This window comes from Leptospira sp. GIMC2001 (genome assembly GCF_028462125.1).
In the GTDB taxonomy this organism is placed as follows: Bacteria; Spirochaetota; Leptospiria; order Leptospirales; family Leptospiraceae.
This window is the reverse complement of the sequence record NZ_CP115468.1, coordinates 1,554,220-1,572,366: the sequence shown is the minus strand read 5'-3', so window position 1 is coordinate 1,572,366 and position 18,147 is coordinate 1,554,220. Positions and strand designations below refer to the sequence as shown.

Annotated in this window: 20 protein-coding genes; 7 read left to right on the top strand and 13 right to left on the bottom strand. The window is 35.4% G+C overall.

Features of this window, described 5'->3' with window-relative positions:
- Positions 1-2: 2 nt before the first annotated feature.
- Positions 3-1,259, bottom strand: coding sequence for a serine hydrolase domain-containing protein (locus tag O4O04_RS08605; protein ID WP_272535450.1), 1,257 nt, complete (start codon positions 1,257-1,259; stop codon positions 3-5).
- Positions 1,256-1,819 (bottom strand): PadR family transcriptional regulator, encoded by a 564-nt coding sequence (locus tag O4O04_RS08600; protein WP_272535448.1) that lies wholly within the window; start codon positions 1,817-1,819, stop codon positions 1,256-1,258. Before O4O04_RS08600 ends, O4O04_RS08605 begins: the two co-directional genes overlap by 4 nt.
- A gap of 356 nt (positions 1,820-2,175) precedes the next feature.
- On the opposite strand from O4O04_RS08600, the gene O4O04_RS08595 reads away from it, so the two are divergent.
- The gene (locus O4O04_RS08595; RefSeq protein ID WP_272535446.1) at positions 2,176-2,667 is read left to right on the top strand and encodes a TIGR04452 family lipoprotein; all 492 of its coding nucleotides are present in this window, start codon (positions 2,176-2,178) and stop codon (positions 2,665-2,667) included.
- A gap of 94 nt (positions 2,668-2,761) precedes the next feature.
- On the opposite strand, the gene O4O04_RS08590 is transcribed toward O4O04_RS08595, so the two are convergent.
- From O4O04_RS08590 to O4O04_RS08565, 6 genes are all read right to left on the bottom strand, one after another.
- Positions 2,762-3,514, bottom strand: a complete 753-nt coding sequence (locus O4O04_RS08590; protein ID WP_272535444.1) for a hypothetical protein — start codon at positions 3,512-3,514, stop codon at positions 2,762-2,764.
- Between the two features lie 94 nt (positions 3,515-3,608).
- Complete coding sequence (locus O4O04_RS08585) at positions 3,609-3,977, bottom strand: hypothetical protein (protein ID WP_272535443.1); 369 nt, start codon at positions 3,975-3,977, stop codon at positions 3,609-3,611.
- Complete coding sequence (locus O4O04_RS08580) at positions 3,978-5,234, bottom strand: IS256 family transposase (protein WP_272532316.1); 1,257 nt, start codon at positions 5,232-5,234, stop codon at positions 3,978-3,980. It abuts the gene before it with no gap.
- Positions 5,235-5,318: 84 nt separating this feature from the next.
- Positions 5,319-6,032, bottom strand: a complete 714-nt coding sequence (locus O4O04_RS08575; RefSeq protein ID WP_272535442.1) for a hypothetical protein — start codon at positions 6,030-6,032, stop codon at positions 5,319-5,321.
- Positions 6,033-6,246: 214 nt separating this feature from the next.
- Complete coding sequence (locus O4O04_RS08570) at positions 6,247-6,906, bottom strand: CAP domain-containing protein (protein ID WP_272535441.1); 660 nt, start codon at positions 6,904-6,906, stop codon at positions 6,247-6,249.
- A 350-nt stretch (positions 6,907-7,256) separates the two neighbouring features.
- Complete coding sequence (locus O4O04_RS08565; protein ID WP_272535438.1) at positions 7,257-7,868, bottom strand: hypothetical protein; 612 nt, start codon at positions 7,866-7,868, stop codon at positions 7,257-7,259.
- A gap of 419 nt (positions 7,869-8,287) precedes the next feature.
- Here O4O04_RS08565 and O4O04_RS08560 point away from each other — a divergent pair, with 419 nt between their 5' ends.
- Complete coding sequence (locus O4O04_RS08560) at positions 8,288-9,187, top strand: hypothetical protein (RefSeq protein ID WP_272535436.1); 900 nt, start codon at positions 8,288-8,290, stop codon at positions 9,185-9,187.
- 157 nt (positions 9,188-9,344) lie between these two features.
- Here the strand turns inward: O4O04_RS08560 and O4O04_RS08555 are convergent, their stop codons facing one another.
- Complete coding sequence (locus O4O04_RS08555; RefSeq protein WP_272535435.1) at positions 9,345-9,707, bottom strand: DoxX family protein; 363 nt, start codon at positions 9,705-9,707, stop codon at positions 9,345-9,347.
- 139 nt (positions 9,708-9,846) lie between these two features.
- Positions 9,847-11,073 carry an LL-diaminopimelate aminotransferase gene (locus tag O4O04_RS08550; protein ID WP_272535434.1) on the bottom strand — a complete coding sequence of 409 codons (1,227 nt, stop codon included), beginning with the start codon at positions 11,071-11,073 and terminating at the stop codon, positions 9,847-9,849.
- A gap of 234 nt (positions 11,074-11,307) precedes the next feature.
- On the opposite strand from O4O04_RS08550, the gene O4O04_RS08545 reads away from it, so the two are divergent.
- Together O4O04_RS08545 and O4O04_RS08540 are read left to right on the top strand one after the other, a co-directional pair.
- The gene (locus tag O4O04_RS08545; RefSeq protein WP_272535433.1) at positions 11,308-12,279 is read left to right on the top strand and encodes a sodium-dependent bicarbonate transport family permease; all 972 of its coding nucleotides are present in this window, start codon (positions 11,308-11,310) and stop codon (positions 12,277-12,279) included.
- Between the two features lies 1 nt (position 12,280).
- Complete coding sequence (locus O4O04_RS08540) at positions 12,281-12,586, top strand: P-II family nitrogen regulator (protein WP_272535431.1); 306 nt, start codon at positions 12,281-12,283, stop codon at positions 12,584-12,586.
- 5 nt (positions 12,587-12,591) lie between these two features.
- Here the strand turns inward: O4O04_RS08540 and pyrB are convergent, their stop codons facing one another.
- Genes pyrB through O4O04_RS08525 form a run of 3 tightly spaced genes read right to left on the bottom strand, consistent with a single transcriptional unit; the run spans position 12,592 to position 15,667 of the window.
- Complete coding sequence (gene pyrB / locus O4O04_RS08535) at positions 12,592-13,527, bottom strand: aspartate carbamoyltransferase (RefSeq protein ID WP_272535430.1); 936 nt, start codon at positions 13,525-13,527, stop codon at positions 12,592-12,594.
- Positions 13,528-13,565: 38 nt separating this feature from the next.
- The gene (locus tag O4O04_RS08530) at positions 13,566-14,315 is read right to left on the bottom strand and encodes a hypothetical protein (protein ID WP_272535428.1); all 750 of its coding nucleotides are present in this window, start codon (positions 14,313-14,315) and stop codon (positions 13,566-13,568) included.
- On the bottom strand, positions 14,312-15,667 hold the full coding sequence (locus O4O04_RS08525; RefSeq protein ID WP_442915955.1) for an N-acetylmuramoyl-L-alanine amidase CwlD: 1,356 nt from the start codon (positions 15,665-15,667) through the stop codon (positions 14,312-14,314). The genes O4O04_RS08530 and O4O04_RS08525 overlap by 4 nt, the downstream gene beginning before the upstream one ends.
- A 205-nt stretch (positions 15,668-15,872) precedes the next feature.
- Here O4O04_RS08525 and O4O04_RS08520 point away from each other — a divergent pair, with 205 nt between their 5' ends.
- The 3 genes from O4O04_RS08520 to O4O04_RS08510 are packed head-to-tail and all read left to right on the top strand — an operon-like array spanning position 15,873 to position 18,147.
- Complete coding sequence (locus tag O4O04_RS08520) at positions 15,873-16,214, top strand: P-II family nitrogen regulator (protein ID WP_272535425.1); 342 nt, start codon at positions 15,873-15,875, stop codon at positions 16,212-16,214.
- The gene (locus tag O4O04_RS08515; RefSeq protein ID WP_272535424.1) at positions 16,211-16,729 is read left to right on the top strand and encodes a hypothetical protein; all 519 of its coding nucleotides are present in this window, start codon (positions 16,211-16,213) and stop codon (positions 16,727-16,729) included. The genes O4O04_RS08520 and O4O04_RS08515 overlap by 4 nt, the downstream gene beginning before the upstream one ends.
- Positions 16,730-16,731: 2 nt before the next feature.
- On the top strand, positions 16,732-18,147 hold the full coding sequence (locus O4O04_RS08510) for a sodium:solute symporter family protein (RefSeq protein WP_272535423.1): 1,416 nt from the start codon (positions 16,732-16,734) through the stop codon (positions 18,145-18,147).

The window sequence follows — 18,147 nt, the reverse complement described above, 5'->3', positions numbered from 1 at the left end:
ATTTATAAACTTGTCTTAAGCTCTGATATATTTTCTAAAATGCGAACTATATAAAATAACAACTCAAAACTAGATTCCATATCATGACTGCTACCAATATTCAAAATGATATGCATATCAAGCTTCGGTGAATAAAAAAGATGGGTTCCCAAAATTCCAGAATGCCCATAGAAGATAGCAGTCTTAGGCATAAAAAATGACATGGCACCAAAATCCAATGTCATAAGCCCTAGCCCATAAAATATTCCATCATGGAAAAGGTATTCACCTTTCATCGACTCATACGTTTCTAATCTTATAATTTTACCTGAGACCAATGCATTCTGAAATAGAAAAAGGTCATTGGTTGTTGATATGATTCCTCCACCTGCCCAGTCAGCTGATACGCTATCTGCCTTTGTTAGATCGGCTTCATCTAACATAATCGTAGATAGTGGATAAGGGTTAGATACTAAAGGTTTCGATCTAAGATGCACATAGGTATTTTGCATATTCAATGGAAGAAAAATTTCCTGCTTCAGTTGATCCTCCCAAGAAGATCCATTCAATTTTTCTAATAGCAATCCCAATAGAATGTAGCCCGTATCAGAATAGTGGAATTGTTTACCTGGAATACCAACTGCTGATTGGTTCTCTCTAGTATAATTCAAGAGATCCTTAGGTGTCCAAAATCGATTTCTATCTTTTTTTATTAGATCAATCATTCTCTCTTCGTTCGAATTGAACGATTCAAAATAATCAGGCAGACCAGATGTATGATTAAGAAGCTGTCGTATTGTAACTTCATTTGAATAATCAACTCCTTCAAAAACAAAAAGCTCTCGAAGAAAATCTTTGCCGAGAATTGAAATTATTTTTGTATCTAAATCCAATTTTCCTTTTTCGATTTCTCTGAGAATTAAGACAGATGTGAATATTTTACCAACGCTTGCGATATGAAATGGAATTAACGTTGGATTATCTAGCGGCTTCAGTTGCGACTCATCAGATTCAACTCCAGGTCTTTCATATGCATTTGCAAATTGAAAATTAAGACTAGGAGATCGAATCAGGATTGATGCTGATTTGATATATTTGGATTCCAATATGGTATCTTTGAAATATTCATCTAACTTATCTCTTCCCTCTTCTTCTGACTGAATTTTGCAATTTGCAGAAAAGAAAATTAGGAATATTAAAAACATTCTAGCAATTATCGAGATCGGATTGGATGATATCAGACTATTTCGTTCAATGAGGTTATGACTTATCAAATTCATTTTTTGTTTTTCCATTTTTTTTCGATATTTTGAATGGTTTCATTCAACCATTGAATGTACATTTCTTCATACATTTCACCCATTCGACGAGTTGATTCCCAAAGCAGTGTATCATTTTTCCATTCAGGATGTGATTCTCTGGATGCTTGAATTATTTCCTTAGTTGTTGTCTGATAGACTTTTAATTTGTCTTCGTGTAACTTATGCATCAATCTTAAATCCATTAGTATATCAGATTTATTTAAACTGCCTCCGAAGAATAACTTCAGCAACAATTCATCCTTGGTCTGTGATAGAGTCATAAGTGGAGTCGCAAGCCAATTGTCCAAATCGGCGATCCCGGATTGTGTAATTGTATATCTCTTTCGGTCAGGTTTATCATCTTGATTCTCTATTTTGGAAAGAAGTTTTTTCTCTGCCTCTAGAGTTTTGAGTGTTGCGTAGATTTGGCTTAGCTTCGAATTCCAAAAATGCTGGATAGACCCATCCATCGCTTGCTTGAGCTCATAGCCGAACATGGGTCGGTATTTTAGAAAACCGAGAATTGCGTATTTTAACAATTTCTGACTCCTTGTACAGAATTCTATACAACTTAAAAAAAACTCTATTTGATAAACTTTCGCTATATATCAGTAGCTACAAAAACCAAATAAAATGGGGCATCCCTTTATTCATTTAATTTACTATAAATACACATATATAAATATTTATATATGTAATCAATAACTTTTTTAGGAGATTCGGTATTTTTTTAGTTTGTTGAAAATAACTTAGAAATTAAAATTAATTTAAAAAATAAATGGATAAAGGCATTTTTGTTTGCTTTAAAGTATTGGAATTAATTAATTGATATTTACGAAAATAAGGTGGTTCCATCGTGAATTATATTCAAATATTAAGGTTTTCCTTCTTTGTAATGATTGTTTCATTGGGTATGATTCAATGTCAGCAACTAGACGGTGGAAGCTCGATTACGGGTAAGGAAGCAACCCAACAAATAGCTGCTGCTGCTTTTACTGGTGCTGCAATAGGAGAAAGTTCACCAGAATATCCTGTAGGTTCGAGCATTACTTGCAATAATGGAACTGTTCGATCAGTTACAGAAAAACCGATTTCCAGTGGAATTGATACTCTATCGGCATTAATTTTGGGCTCTGCGATAGGTCTCAAGGAGACAACCTACTATTCAAAAGCTGATGTAAACGATTGCTCGAATGCTGTCACTTTTACTTATGCGCAATCAGTTAGGTCTTCGGCTGCAGTAACTCAAAAAAACAGATTATGCAGCGAAGAAAATCCAAGTCCAATCAGTTCGGTAATCACATCCATACTGGCTTGCGACATTGAAACCAAAGCGAGAATTAGGATTACTACTGGCGACGATTCATCTTCATCAGAAGAGGAATGATGAGTATTCTTCAATCAGAGAATCAATGGAATCGTAGAAACCTACGACAATGATTGTATTTATAAAAAAAACAATTGTTGCATTTTAGGCAAATTTATCGATTAACAACCATTTGATTGAACAGTGCAAGTTCCGTTGGATCATTCTCGAGTGTTTTTCTCGAGAACTCAAGCAAAGACTCATCTGCATGTTCAAAAATTATTTTAAACTGATCGAATAAAGTTGGGTTTAGTCCAGCTTTTAGAACTTCAAGAATGCGAGTTTCTCCAAAATTTTGAAAAAGCTTGAGAACTCGCGACTTGTCTTGGCAATTGTAAGTTATCAGTATCAAATGATCTGGATTAGGAATTCCCCGAGCAATCTTGTCCACAGACTCAATTGGAGTATAATCAATAAGAGAACCTATTACAAAAAAATTCCCTCGATTGATCAATTCATTCACAGCTCTACGCATTTGATCAAATGGTGTCAATGCGATCATCTCACTGATTCTTTCAGGTACAAGATGTTCGATGATATCAGAAAAAAAGGAAGTAGAGAAATGACTGGCTATACTAATCGCTTCTTTCGGTGATAAAAAATAAGATAGGTTTGCAGTAATTTGAGGTCCCAGAATATCATGCGAGACTTTTGCATTCAGGAAATTCGGCATAAATCGACTGACTTTTGCTATAGTCTCAAATATTTCTCTTTGTCCATCTTGCATAGATGTTAGAATTTGATTTTTTAAAAGAGCAAGCTCATCGACATTTAATTTTGTTAAAAAATGAAAATCTTCAGATGAGACACCCAATAAATTCCTTAAAGAATGAAGTTCAAATTCTTTTTTTTCTTTGTCTTCTTGCATTAATATCAACATACAATTGGACATTTAGACGTAAAGTTGGTTTCATCACTTATTGCGAGTTCAAGTAAATTTTTTATTGAGTTAAATATTTACGTTAGAAAATAGTTCTGTATCCTATTTCAATTACAAAAAGATTGCGAACAATTTTCTGACTTGTGATACTTTGATACACAATGTTTGCCATTGCGGGATCATTAGAAACAAAAGACAAAATTTGATCTTGAATAATTTGATTATTGAGACCGTATAATTTGGACGGATCGGCAATTCTGCCATCATTGCTATTGGAGTCGTAGCGATCATAGACATCCAATTCCGGTCTGTATATCCAAGAACCTCCGAAGTAGAATTTATCAATTATAAAGCGTAGTGAGTTTGTGATATTTGAAACTCCAGATCTGCGATTTAAATTATCATTCTTGATTAAATAACCGAGATTGTCCCAAAAACCGTTAGAAATCAATTAGGCGGATAAAGATATATTCATCTCTGTAAAGTTTTCTTCAATTACTTTTTTATTGGCTAAATAATTGGATAGAAATTTTTCTATTTCTTTGTATCCTTTTACTTTTCTGAAATGAAGCTCTTGTGCATATAGGAGAGCTGCTGTCCATCGTGTTGTCATGTCTCGATTTTTACGCCACCTTTTTACTCGGTTCATTTGAAATCTTGGATGTGAAAAGGCTGAATCAATGGGATTCGTTGATTGAAATGTTTTTCGAATTTCGATTGGTAATTGGATTCTATGACAAGTCAATAGATTGTCTTGACCTTCTAACAGACTCATCTTAGCTGTTTCACTGATATTCCCTAACCAATGTTCCATTGCTTTCAAAGATTCTTTAGCCTTCGAGTATTCATTCAAATTGAAAATTGCTTTATATTCAATTTGAAATTCATCATGATATTCTTTGGGCAAGCACGCTTTTATATTTCTCATTTTATGTAAAATACACCTTTGGTGATCATAGTTTTCACCAAAGTATTGCTTAATGCCTTTCTCAATTCCTTTTGAACCATCTGAGACAACCAAAACCCGTTCAGTAAGTGAAATTTCACGATCTTGTAGTTTCCTTAAAGCAGATAATACTATTTCAGAATGTTCACTTGAGCCTTGTACCACCGACAAAAAATGCTTGTGTCCTTCTTTATCTACACCTAATACAACTACTATCACTTCATCCGCTACATGAATACCATCAATGAAAATGGAAAAGAATTCTTTGCCTGGAAATTTTCTCGTATTCAGTTTGTTAAAATGTGCTCTAGAAGCATTTACAAATTCTCTGGATATCTTTGATTTTGAAACTCCAAGTTGCTCAGATACATCTTTCAAGCATTCTCTAAATCGCCGTGTCGTTAGACCAGATACCATCAGTTTGAAAACAATTTCTCCAAGATCTGCTTCGGATTTTAAATTTGCATAGCTTTCTAGTAAAACTTCTTGTCCAGATTTTCTGACTCTTGGTTTTTTGATTTTATGTTTCTGACCCAATATTGGAACAAAAACATTCTCTGAACCTGCACGATATGCTAGACTTTCTTCTACTTTACGGCTAAATCTTTTTCCGCATAGGGCTTCGATTTCCTCTTCCATGATCTCTTGGATAAATTCTAAGGATTTTTTTCGGATTTCAGTTTCTATGTTTGATTTTAAAAAAGATCGAAAACTATCAATATTCGATTGACTATTCGATGTGGTTGTGTTTTTATTTTTCATTGGTGGAACCCCTTTATGATTTTGTTGTCCAAAACTATATTATGGACGGGTTCCGCTTTTTTCAATTCCTAACGGTTTTTGAGTCTAGCTCAAATAACCAAAATGGCTGGATACTTCAACTTCAATCAAATTACCTTCCCAAAAGCTATGCTCCAGATCTAGAGAAATATATTTTTGACCATTTACATTGCTGTTCTGCTGCAAAGCATTCACTTGGTTACTTGCAGAAGTATTTATATAAAAACCGAATTCTGGATTGAGAAAACTGAGTATGGGTGGTCTGTATCTAAAAAACCATTCATGCCATATATACTTGCTTGCGGGATCGGAACTTGCCCAAAACCAAGTTCCAAAACTAAGACCTCCAAGCCGTGTATCCCAAGAATAATCAGATCCCAAAAATGCACTATTCCAACGTGCTGCTCCATTTTTTTCTTTATATCGTTTCACTTGATTGGGATCAAATCCCAAATCTCCATTGTTCAGCATTCCAAGAATTTCATTCGTGCGATCAAGCTCTCCTGCACCATTTTGGAACAAATATTGATCACTGTCTCGGTCGCCATAATGTTGAAGATTGATATTTCCCCATAGAAATACTACTAAACCATCAATCGGTGTTAAAAATCGAAGCTCAGGTTGTAAGTTCCATGCGTCCGAGTAGGATGAACTCTTAGTATTGTATTTATCATTTACCAAGGCACCATTAAAGGATTCACCTCGAAATATTAAATCATTGGAGATTAGAACATCCAATTCCAGAAAAGGTTTATCTTCCGCATAAAGGGAAATGGTCAAAATAAACAAAATCCAAAAATATAAATGCTTCATGTATTCAATAGACAGAAGAAATTTATAAACTAGATATCAATTTAAAAATAAAATTGGGATTTCGAAATAATCGTCACCCGCTAAAATATTTCGAAGTATCATTTCTGGCATTCAACTAGATATTTCTAATTCAATAGTTTTCTAAATCAAGAGATAATGTTAAAATTCTATTAGCGAAAATTCACCTAATCGTCGCAAATACATTGGTCCAGTAATGAGAATACTGTGCATTTGTATTGATCGTAGACTTATCTGTATATCCGATACCTACATGTGTATAATTGCAATTCTCAATATTCGATCGATGTCCTGAAGAATTCCACCATTGATTGAAAGTATTCTCTGCACTTGCATTGCCAGCTGCTATGTTCTCACCTGCTCCAACATTCAAGCCTTCTGCTCGAACGCGACTTGAAGGAGTCGAGCCATCTTGTCCCGTATGTGAAAAGAAATTCAATCTTACCATATTGTCATTGTGCTTTTGTGCTGCTCGATTGAGAGCTGGGTTCTGAGCCGTTCCTCCACTGCATCGAGAAGAATTCAAGAATGTACGTGTTGTTCCATTTGTAAGAGTGTAAGATCCATTAGATCGATAAGATTCCAAAATATTATAAAACTCTAATGCCTTGCCCTCTAGAGAATTCCCTGATACAGAGCTTCCCGCCGAAGCCGAAGCAGCTGCTATTCCCAAAATGAGTAATAGATTCTGTTCTTCCTCTTTCTTCGCTGCTTCACATTCTGTCTTTAAAGTGATAGTGTCCATAGGACATTCAGCAAGATTCTGAATACAGTTTAATGATAATAGTAAAGAAGGAACTAACAAAATAATGAGTTTTTTCATAATATTAAATCCAATCTAAAATCCAATACTGTATTGTAAATCGAATATTAGAAATAAATTATAAACTGTGTCCTTAAAAAGCTATGATGGAAGTTTAACTGTCGATTGAATGAATTGGTAATACGCTAAGCACAAAAAAAGAAGGGGAAGGAATCCGTTTTAGAATCCTTCCCCTTCTTGCGGGAATACAATTTTGCCGAAGGCTTAACCTTCGTCGGCTTAAGAGGAAATAACTTCCTCGACATCTTCTTTGCGAATTTGATTTGGCTTTTCATTACCTTTCTCCATTTCTTGATATTAGATTGTCTCGGTAGAAAATAAGCAAGAAAAAAAATAGAGACTCAACTTGATCATATATTCCTATTGCAATATAAATTATCTTGCCAATTGATATATTTCTTATCTGCGCTATGCCTTGGGAATTGGAGATCTTTGATTACATTTATTTCTATTTTTTCTAAGGATTTCAAATTAGGAAATCTGTAAATGAATCCGTATAATTTTCCTTTTCTTTCAAAAATGTTTAAAGACTCATTAGATTTATTTGTAAATTTAAAACTAAAGTTACGCGAAGGATAACCTATAAAAATGGGTCTCTCAAATGTAATTCCGAAAAAACTATCAATCAAAAATGATCTTTCATACTGATATAATAATTCCAATTCTTGATTCAAATTGTTCACCTTAAAATTATTTGATTTGTATTCTGTTCTATAATTTGTGTAGTCTTCAAGCAAAATATAATGAGCAGTATTCTCCAAAAAAGAAAACTCTTCCGATTGCTCATCTTCGTTCAATGTAAATGCGAGCACATCTCGAACTTGGTGAGACCTCAGTATATAGACTAGCGGATTCACCTCAACAGAAATGTCGTATGTAGAATAAAGTAAACAGTCACTGTGAGTAAAGTCTCCAATTTTCCATTTAGGGCTATAAACACTTCCAAATGTACAATGATTCAATAAAAACAGTAAAATCCATAGAAAAAAAATTCTGAAATTAGATGTCGTGATCATTTTCAATAATTTGAGATTCATAATGTTAAGGTAAGATAGTTTCCAGGATTCGAAAACTGATTTTTTTCCCAAATTGTATCTTAAATTACAAATCCCCACATATATTCAATTCCAGGATAATTTCGAATCATTTTTTTAGACGAGTCGAATCAGAAAACAATTTAACATCCGTTTCAATTTTACTCTATTAAATGTATTTATTATGCATTAATTGTGGCAATTATCGCTCGGAGCAAACACTAAGCTGCCTCAATCTATGATTGGAAATAATTTTTTGACAAATTGATTTTTTCAACAGGAATTCAATTTTTATTTAGAATAATTTCATCTAATCTTATATAAGTTTTGTAATGTTGGTCAACTAAATGTATACAAATTTTTTCAAAAGAAAGTTTTGGGAAGAAAGTTCGATAAAGTTCATTCAAGAAAGAATCGAAGAATTATTTAAAGTAAAGGATCTCAGTTATTTCTTTTCTCTATTAAATTCTAATTCAAAAACTAAGGATTACTTTATTTACTATTGTTGGTTTTTTAGCAATGAGTCTTCAATAAGTGTTTATCTGAGTAGAAAGGATTTACCTTTGGAGCATATACTAGATATAATTCTTGCAGGCCTATCGTTAAATGAAGCTGAAATGCGACCCATTGATTATTACTCTTTCTGGTCAGAGAAATTGAATTCAGAGCAATCATTGAGGTTACTTGAAAAATCGAAAAAGCTTGAACTGCATCCTGTCTTTATAGCTTGCTTATTAATCAATCTAAATGCAAAATCTTGGGAAGACTATTTCAACTCTCTAGCAACGGATGATAAAGAAATATATGATTTGTTGAAATTATATGAAAATTTTTCTATTTATGATCGAGAGAAAGTTTTCGCAAGGAACTCGATTTTATATAAATATTTTAATTTATTGATTTCTTTGATCATAACTAGTTATAATGATCAATTCCTTTTGTCACTGAAACAGTCCATCGATAAGCTTGTACAATGGGAGGATTATGTGAATGGAATGAAGTCTGCCTTTTCAATAGAAGCAGAAAGAACTCTGTCTCTAAGACAGCGAAATAGCAATAGGATTTCTTGTATTATTCATGATGCAAATACTATGAATGTTGAAGACTCGTCCGTCTTCCTGACTTTTCTTCTTCAACATTCTGTAATCATAGACGAAGCTGAAATGAAATTGATAGAGACTGTGATTAATATGCAGAATTCTACTCCAAAATTTCGTTTAAAGAAAGGCATGACGCGCAAACGTTGATTTTTATTAAGAGAATAACAATTTGGATCGAAATTGGAAGTCTATTCAGAAAAAGTTAGACTTCCAATGAGCTAATGCTTTCAATCAGAATGCAATACTTAGTAAATTTAACAAGAATGAAAAAGTGAGTTTATTCATAGAAATTTGGAAACATTTTCTATTTTCTTACTGCCCATGCCCAATATATAAAAACAGCTTGGAAAGGAAGTCTTAAGACTAGTCCCCACACAGGCACTGTTGGGTTTGTTGCGTTCATAGCCTCTGTCAGCATATATATATTGGCTGGAAATACCGCTAATAGAAGTGCGATCACTCCATAGCAAGACCAGAGACGAAGCTTGGGAATAAATACTCCAATGCCAAGGGCAACTTCTGCAACACCGCTCAAGTAATTGAGAAGTTCTGGACTCGGCAGATACGGTGGAATCATTTTGAGATAGAATTCAGGTGAGGCAAAATGATTCAACCCTGCCACTATATAAAAAATACCCATTAAAATTGTAAAAAATTTCTTCATCATTTTAGAATTATACAATCAACATTTATTGGAAACTTCTTTTTGATTCACTGATAGATTATTCCATATCCTCCTTAAAAAAAAGCTCTAGGATTGGCATACCAAACTAGCCACTGGGCGCTGGGGAGGTATGCACTACAACTTACAAACTCGCAATTCTCTTCAATGCTTCTGTGACATCTTCTCTTTTGCCAAATGCACTGAGACGAAAGAAGCCCTCGCCTGCGGGTCCAAATCCAGATCCAGGAGTTCCAACAACTTGCGCTTCATTTAGCAAATAGTCAAAAAATTCCCAAGATGTTTTGCCTTTAGGCGTTCTTAGCCAAATATATGGAGCGTTGATTCCACCAAAAGTTTCGAATCCGGCAGCATTGAGTCCTTCGCGAATTAAGTCAGCATTCTTCATATAATACTGAATAGACTCTTGGATTTCTTTTTTGCCTTCAGGAAGATAGCATGCTTCTGCCGCTTTCTGAGTAACATAAGATACACCGTTGAACTTAGTTGAATGTCGACGATTCCATAAACTATTCAGTGTTACAGCTTCGCCCGAACGAGTTGTACCCTTCAATTCTTTAGGGATAACTAAATAAGCACAACGAAGACCAGTAAACCCTGCTGTCTTGGAAAAAGATCTAAATTCCATTGCAACTTCTCGAGCACCTTCAATCTCAAATATCGAATGAGGGATATGATCTTCACGAATGAATGCTTCGTAGGCTGCATCATAAAGAATGATGGAATTATTTTTCTTGGCATAAGCAACCCACTCTGCCAATCTTTCTTTGGTTGCAACCATTCCCGTTGGATTGTTTGGAAAACATAAATAAATTATATCTGGTCTTTCAGTTGGGAAATCTGGTTGGAATCCCGTTTCTGCAGTGCAAGGCATATAGATGATACGATCATAGCGACCATCACTTCCGACTTCACCTGTTCTTCCAGCCATGACATTTGTATCAACGTATACTGGATACACAGGATCAGTCACAGCAATCTTTGCATCAACAGGAAACAACTCTTGGATATTGCCACTATCACACTTGGAACCATCCGATACAAAAACTTCATCGATAGAAAGTTTAACACCTCGAGGTGCATAATCATTATCAATAATTTTCTGAATCAAAAAATCATAACCTTGCTCAGGACCATAACCATGAAAACCTTCACTCGATCCCATTTCTTTGGATGCCCCAATCATAGCTTCAACAATGGACTTGGATAGTGGAAGCGTTACATCACCAATACCTAAACGAATGATTCTCTTGCCTGGGTTTGCTTCTGAATAAGCTCTAACTCTTCTTCCAATTTCTGGAAAAAGATATCCTGCTTTTAATTTTAAATAATTTTCATTGATATGAGCCATGCGTTTACTCGATCCTTGGTAATTTGATTCCGCTGTGGAAAGCGTCTCTATACCAAGAATTCAAAAATAATTCTAAAATACAGAAAAAAAATACAAAGTTTAGTTTTTGAATCGGCAAAAATTCCAATATGAATTGATTATCCGATTAGGTTCTTTGCTAACATGAGATCAAAAGGAATTGGATCCAATGATTATTTAAGAATCAGTTAAGATTAGGTATATTTGGAGGTATTCATGGATTTATTTTCTAGTCTCAGTGCAACTTTTCTTACTCCGATGGTTCTAGCTTTTTTATTAGGAATCATCGCTTCTGTTCTGAAAAGCGATCTCAAATTTTCTGACGGTCTCTATCTGGGACTCACAATCTATCTATTGTTTGCAATTGGTCTCAAAGGTGGAGTAAAATTATCCAAATCTTCTATTATCGAAGTCTATCCGATCTTTTTGGTTGCGATTGCATTTTGTATCGCAATTCCCATTTGGTGCTTTTATATTTTAAAAAACTTACTAAAAATTGATGGAATCAATGCTTCCGCAATTGCAGCTCATTACGGTTGCGTTTCTGCTGTGACCTTTAGCAGTGCAATCATTTATCTAGAAACTCTGAAAGTAAGCTTTGAAGGTTTTATGCCAGCTCTTCTCGCGATTATGGAGATACCTGCTATCATCATTGCGCTTTTTCTTGCAGCAAAATACAATACCCAACAAACAACATCTATGCGAAGAATTCTCCACGAACTCTTGACTGGTAAGGGAACCATACTGCTTATGGGTGGGATTTTGATTGGTTTACTATCTGGCGAAACAGGTTTTACAAAAATTGCTCCTCTTTTTGATGCCCCATTCAGCGGAGTTCTAACGTTGTTTCTCTTGGATGCAGGAATTGTTGCTGGGAGAAAATTGAAAGATACTCTCTCTGCTGGAATCTATCTCTTCCTATTCGCAATCATCATGCCTGTATTGCATGCAATTCTTGGATTATTTGCAAGCCATGCGATCGGTTTGTCATTAGGCGGGGCTACAATTTTTGCCACTTTATGTGCCTCTGCATCCTACATTGCAGCGCCTGCGGCTGTTAGGATGGCACTGCCAACTGCCAATCCAAGTTACTATCTGTCCATGTCACTTGCGATCACTTTCCCGTTCAATGTGATCTTTGGAATTCCTCTCTATTACAAAATCGCTGGAATGGTATACGGAGTATAAAATGAAATTAGAAAAAAGAAAATTAGTTACAATCATCATTCAAGATACGATGGAAAAAGATGTGATCGAGAATATAAAAAGTCTTGGTATCAAAGGATACACAATCAGTCCAGCTTCAGGAGAAGGAATTTCTCAAGTGAGAAATAATGCTTGGGAAGGAAGCAATGTTCGAATTGAGACAATTCTGCGAGAAGAGACCGCTTTAAATCTTATGAAGTTAATGGGTGAATTGTATTTTGACTTATATGGAGTTATCGTATTCAGTCAAGATGTAGAAGTGATTCGAAAGGATAAATTCGATTCTTGAATTAATCAATCACCAAAAGGAACTTTGAGCAAGGTGCACAAAAGAACCATCCTCATAACAACACCATACTTCGCCTGACGAAAGTAAGCTGCATTAGGTAAGTCGTCAATATCTGTCGATAATTCATTCACGCGAGGCAATGGATGCAGAACAGTTGTATTCTTTTTGGATGCAAGAATCAATTCTTTGTTGACTTTGTAAGTTTCCTTGAGCCTTTCATATTCCATATGATCGGTAAATCGTTCCTCTTGAATTCGAGTAACATAGGCAACATCACAATCCCAAATAGCTTTGATGTCTTTGGTTTCTTCAAAGCTAATTGGAAAACCGGAAAGATTTTTCTTGTAACTATCAGGAAGCTTCAATTCGTCCGGACTGATAAGATACAAATGAACTTTATAATGTCGTAATAGATTGATGAGAGAATGGATCGTTCGTCCGTATTTAAGATCTCCAATAAAAGCTATAGATAGACCATCGATTGTCCCTTTCTCGCTTATGATTGTATATAAATCCAAGAGTGCCTGCGTTGGATGCTGACCTGCCCCGTCCCCTGCATTGATTACTGGAATGGAAACAGCACCCGCAGCTATGCGAGACGAGCCTTCTACTGGATGGCGAATGATTGCAATATCTGCATACGCTTCAACCATTTTCATTGTATCATACAAAGTCTCACCTTTGGATATTGATGAGAACTGAAAGCCTACAGTGGAAATAATTCTTCCACCCAATCTCTCCATAGCAGCCTCAAAAGAAAGCCTCGTCCTTGTTGATGCTTCAAAAAAAAGTGAGGCGAGCAACTTGCCTCGAAGAATTCCAAATGATTTACCCGACTCAAGTAACTTTTCCATTTGCTTGGTCTTTGTGATTAGAAAGTCTAAATCTTCTTTCGAAAATTGGTCTGTATCAAGGATATTCTTATGTTTGAATTCGAACATTTAAGACAGGGTTGATTGACGTTGCATTCGTGACAATTCTAAAACACCAAACAGGATTCAAAGTATTCTCGTTCTATTGTTTCAATTGCATCAAGCATCAATTCTTTCTCATGGCTCTCCAAGCTACCCAAAATATCTCGACCTTGAACGAGAATGGAAAGCCCGAGTGCGATTCCATCTTTCTCAGATTCCGTATATAAATCCGAACGTGATGTCATCTTAGCCAAAATATTTTCCATTATCAATATGATTCTTCCAACCAACTCATCATTGGAAAGCGTTCTAAACAAAGATACTGTATCCTTACGAAATTCATCTGCATCGGCCTTGGGAATTCTAGAAAGTAATTTCTTGAAATTATTCTCTAGATACAAATCTTCATTCTTTGCGATAAATTCCTTTGCACCTTCAAGAAGAATTTTCTCGAATTCATGAACCGTTAGATATGAAGATAGAGCAGCTATTCCCGCACGAAAAGCTTGTGGTAGATAGCGTCCGATTTTCCAAAGAGAAATCCCAAGACTTCCAATGAGTCCAAAAACTTTTGCAGGAGAATGGACAAATCCTTTTAGTGAATCAAAAGCCTTATCCAATCTAAGTCTTTCATTCAATTCTGGATATAGAAGTTCCAGAAAAAATCGCACTAAAGTCTCTACTTTTTCCTGGCGAATCGCATTGAATTTAGGATATTTTTGTATATGTTCAAAGTTGTATTTAGTTAAAATATTATTTCTATAGGCACCGATAAGCAATGGAAAATCTGGATCAGAAGTAATAGTTGTTTTCATTCGCTTACAATTTTGAAATAGTTCTTGCCTTCATAATTCTCATATCGCTTGAAATTTACTTGCTTGCCTTTCGGAATATACGGCATTCCTTTTTTATGAATTGGCTTGACGCCACGAAACAACGAATAGATTCCAACTGCTAAGGATTCTGCAACCTGCTTTTTATGACCTTGTATGTATTTCATATCGCGATCATTATCAATATATCCAATTTCCAAAAAAGCACATATCGCATTTATGTAAGTAGGAAGACTGTATGTGGAAATATAGGGTGGTTGGATTGGTCCAAGTGAAGGTGGATTGCCTTTCTCATCTTTTACATGCCTTCGAAGACCATACTGGACAAAACGTAACAATTCATTTGATGCGTACAAATTATCTCCACCCAAGCCCTCCCGTCCATAATCGCGCCTCCAAGCCTCTGCTTGACCTCGCTCCCGATTCCAAAACTTTCCTCGTGCAATAAAATCATTATGATTCTTAGCGTAAGCTCCACGGCCACCTAGCTTAGCTTGCTCTTCCCATCCGATCGGATCAGCATATCTCCATGTAACCATATTTTGACGATAACCAGCAAATTTATTGAGATCAGTTTTCTTGCCAGAACGATCCGACCAATACCCATTGAAGTATATCCATGTATCTGTCATCGCATTTTCCAAATGGTTCCAACTAGATACAAATTGTAGCCAGTTGCCGTATGCAGAATTAGTAAAGCTTGATGATTTGCCTTTACCATTCGATATCAACCTCAACTGTTGGAAAACTCTGTATGGTGGTGCGATAACAGCTGCCATTCCACCCGGATGTCCTGGATAACTGGGATTTAGATGAATAGAAACCACTAGATAGGGTTGAAATTTATTGATAACAGACATTCGCCCTAATACTTTTTTTCCAGACTTCTTATCTGGAAAATCGTAGAGTCGATATTTATAATTTTCATCTAGACCCGACTCTTGCTTTAGGGAAGTATAATCATCCGTTCTTGTCATGAGAACATTAAATTGGATTGGAGTAATTTCAGATTTCGTATAATTAGATGCAATTTTTTTGAATTTTGCAAAACCTTCTTTTGTTTTGGTCAATTCAAGAATTTCTGTTACTTCTTTAGATAGCTCAAGAACAATTTCGCGTTCCGTGCGACCTTTGTAACTTGTTCCAGGTTTGTATTTTTCTAAAAATTTACCTGTTATCGTATCATATTTATCTCCAAACTCTTCATAGGGATTCTGGTTATTGCCACCATGTCCCGGATCAATTACAATTTTATAACTTGGAGCGTCCCAAGAATAAATTGACTGATTCCATAAAAGTATAAAACCCAATAAGATTGCGCAAAGAAAAGGCATATGCTGTCCATGATTTGAATAGGAATCTGCATTTTCCACTCTAAAAAAACCTAAATCCAACCATTTCGTTTTTTGGTCTGAGAGTTTTTTTAAAAAAGTCCTTGCACGATAATTTAGTTTCAATAAGTTAAAAAGATAAACATTGAACCAATAAGTTTATTAGATTTTTCGAATATATTAAGTTCAATATTTAGGATTATTCATTTTGAAAAAAATTGAAGCATTCATTAAACCTTTTCAGCTGCAGACAGTTAAGCAAGCCCTTCTCGATCAAGGAATAACGGGAATGACGATCATGGAAGTACAGGGTTTTGGAACCCAAGCTGGTCATCATGAAACTGTAAATGGAACTGAGTATCGAGTCGATTTCCTTCCAAAAGTCTTAATCATTTTGGTCATTGAAGATCATCTCGAGGACACAGTTGTTAATCTTATTTTAGACCAATGTTGTACAGGCCATATTGGTGATGGTAAAATTCTAGTTACAAGTATAGAAAAAGCAATCCGTATTCGAACTAGAGAGGAAGGTGTAAAAGCTATACGGTGAAGTATACTCATTACAGTATTATAATTTTCCTTTTCTCTTTTATTTTTTACCCCATTCAATCAAATCCTTTTGATAATAGGCAAGACGAATCCAGATCCTTTCCCAAATTTATTCAGAGAGATATTACATCCGACACAGGATACTTCACAATAGAATGGAATCCGAATTCAACACCGATTGTGTTATATTCAATACATAACAAAAAAATCCAAATCATCTATTCAGGAAATGATCATTTAACTACACTTAGTGGACTAAAATCCGGGAATTATGATTTAGTCCTCTGTCCTTTCGAAGAAGATAAAGATTCTAATAATATAAACTTATCTGAATTGGATCTACAGACTATAAAGTCCAATCCCGATACAAAAAATTGTGACAGAATTCAAGCAAAAGTTCAGCATCATAGCGATTTTAAAACTATTTTATTTTTTGGGACAGGTGCTTTTCTTTTCCTTAGTATTCTTAGCTTTCTGTTCTATTCACTGAGATTCCAAGACAAGGAGAATTCATAAGTATGATTGAATCTTCTATTCTTTCTTGGCAGTCAGGTATGCTTCTCATTGCTGGGTTCAGTGTAACCTGGATTGCTTTAGGTTGGTATTGGGGTCGTAACAATAAATCCAGTGATGACTTCCAACTTGCAGGTCGAAATGTTGGATTCGCTCTTGCAACAGCTACTTCGATGGCAACTTGGGTAACAACCAATACGACCTTGGTTGCGCCAGAATTAACATACGAAATGGGAATCTGGGGAATGGTAGGCTATTCGATGGGTGCTGTCGGATTGATATTATTTGCACCACTTGCGAGAAAGATCAAGAAAATTCTTCCCAACGCTTATACATCCGGAGACTTTTTTCGTATTAGATATGGCAATGCGTCATGGCGCCTATTTCTCGTTATATCATTGATCTATAGTATTGGATGGCTTGTAAGTCTTGGAATGGCTGGGGGAATACTTCTGCAATCACTCACTTCCATTCCGTATGAGATAGGTCTCACTGTGATTTTATTTGTATGTGTAAGTTATACTCTATTAGGTGGTCTAAAAGCAGTAATCGGAACGGATTTCTTGCAAACGGTTTTGATTCTAATTGGTTTAGTAATAATGGGGACTCTCGCTTGGCAGAAAGTTGGAACGATGGAAATTCGGGAGACGATAATTGCAGAGAGGCCAGAACTTCTCAATATTTTATTTCCAGCCGCATTGATATTTTTATTTAACAATATACTTTTTGGAATTGGAGAGATTTTTCATTCCAATGTTTGGTGGACTCGAGCTTTTGCATTCCGAGATGGAATCGGATTTCGAGCATTTTTATGGAGTGGAATTCTCTGGATACCTGTTCCAATAACCGCCGGATTCATTGCTTTTCTTGCACCTGTTTACAATATAAATGTTCCCTACCCTGATATGGTTGGTCCACTTGTTGCGGGTCAGATCTTAGGCAAGACTGGAGCAATCATTGTTTTTGTATTGGTATTCAGTGCGCTTGCATCTAGTTTAGATTCCCTGCTTGCAGCTACATCAGATTTGATTTCAGAAGATATTTACAAAAGGCATATCAATCCTCAAGCATTGGATGCTCAGATGCAAAATGTTTCAAAAATTAGTATTCTTTTACTTGGTTTTATTGCTTGGATAATATGCCTTCCTAGGATTTCGAATCTTGCGGCTGTCCTGCATTTCTCAGGTGCATTAGTTGCATCAACTATATGGCCAGTATTGCTTGGACTGTATTGGGATCGAGCCAACCGCAATTTTATATTCTTTGCAATGTTAGTTGGCAGCATTAGTGGACTTACTGCCTATTTTTATATTGGATTCTATACTGCAGCCTTAGTCGGAACGGCAGTATCGATGGTCATATCAATCAGTTCTGGAATTATAAAACCAGAAAAATTCAATTGGGATAAAATTAAGGGATAA

Bases quoted from the DNA above. Each gene is read 5' to 3' on its own strand.
- O4O04_RS08605 (WP_272535450.1), bottom strand. From the start codon at position 1,259: ATGAATTTGATAAGTCATAACCTCATTGAACGAAATAGTCTGATATCA.
- O4O04_RS08595 (WP_272535446.1), top strand. From the start codon at position 2,176: ATGATTGTTTCATTGGGTATGATTCAATGTCAGCAACTAGACGGTGGA.
- O4O04_RS08590 (WP_272535444.1), bottom strand. From the start codon at position 3,514: ATGCAAGAAGACAAAGAAAAAAAAGAATTTGAACTTCATTCTTTAAGG.
- O4O04_RS08580 (WP_272532316.1), bottom strand. From the start codon at position 5,234: ATGAAAAATAAAAACACAACCACATCGAATAGTCAATCGAATATTGAT.
- O4O04_RS08570 (WP_272535441.1), bottom strand. From the start codon at position 6,906: ATGAAAAAACTCATTATTTTGTTAGTTCCTTCTTTACTATTATCATTA.
- O4O04_RS08560 (WP_272535436.1), top strand. From the start codon at position 8,288: ATGTATACAAATTTTTTCAAAAGAAAGTTTTGGGAAGAAAGTTCGATA.
- O4O04_RS08555 (WP_272535435.1), bottom strand. From the start codon at position 9,707: ATGATGAAGAAATTTTTTACAATTTTAATGGGTATTTTTTATATAGTG.
- O4O04_RS08550 (WP_272535434.1), bottom strand. From the start codon at position 11,073: ATGGCTCATATCAATGAAAATTATTTAAAATTAAAAGCAGGATATCTT.
- O4O04_RS08545 (WP_272535433.1), top strand. From the start codon at position 11,308: ATGGATTTATTTTCTAGTCTCAGTGCAACTTTTCTTACTCCGATGGTT.
- O4O04_RS08540 (WP_272535431.1), top strand. From the start codon at position 12,281: ATGAAATTAGAAAAAAGAAAATTAGTTACAATCATCATTCAAGATACG.
- pyrB (WP_272535430.1), bottom strand. From the start codon at position 13,527: ATGTTCGAATTCAAACATAAGAATATCCTTGATACAGACCAATTTTCG.
- O4O04_RS08530 (WP_272535428.1), bottom strand. From the start codon at position 14,315: ATGAAAACAACTATTACTTCTGATCCAGATTTTCCATTGCTTATCGGT.
- O4O04_RS08525 (WP_442915955.1), bottom strand. From the start codon at position 15,667: ATGCCTTTTCTTTGCGCAATCTTATTGGGTTTTATACTTTTATGGAAT.
- O4O04_RS08510 (WP_272535423.1), top strand. From the start codon at position 16,732: ATGATTGAATCTTCTATTCTTTCTTGGCAGTCAGGTATGCTTCTCATT.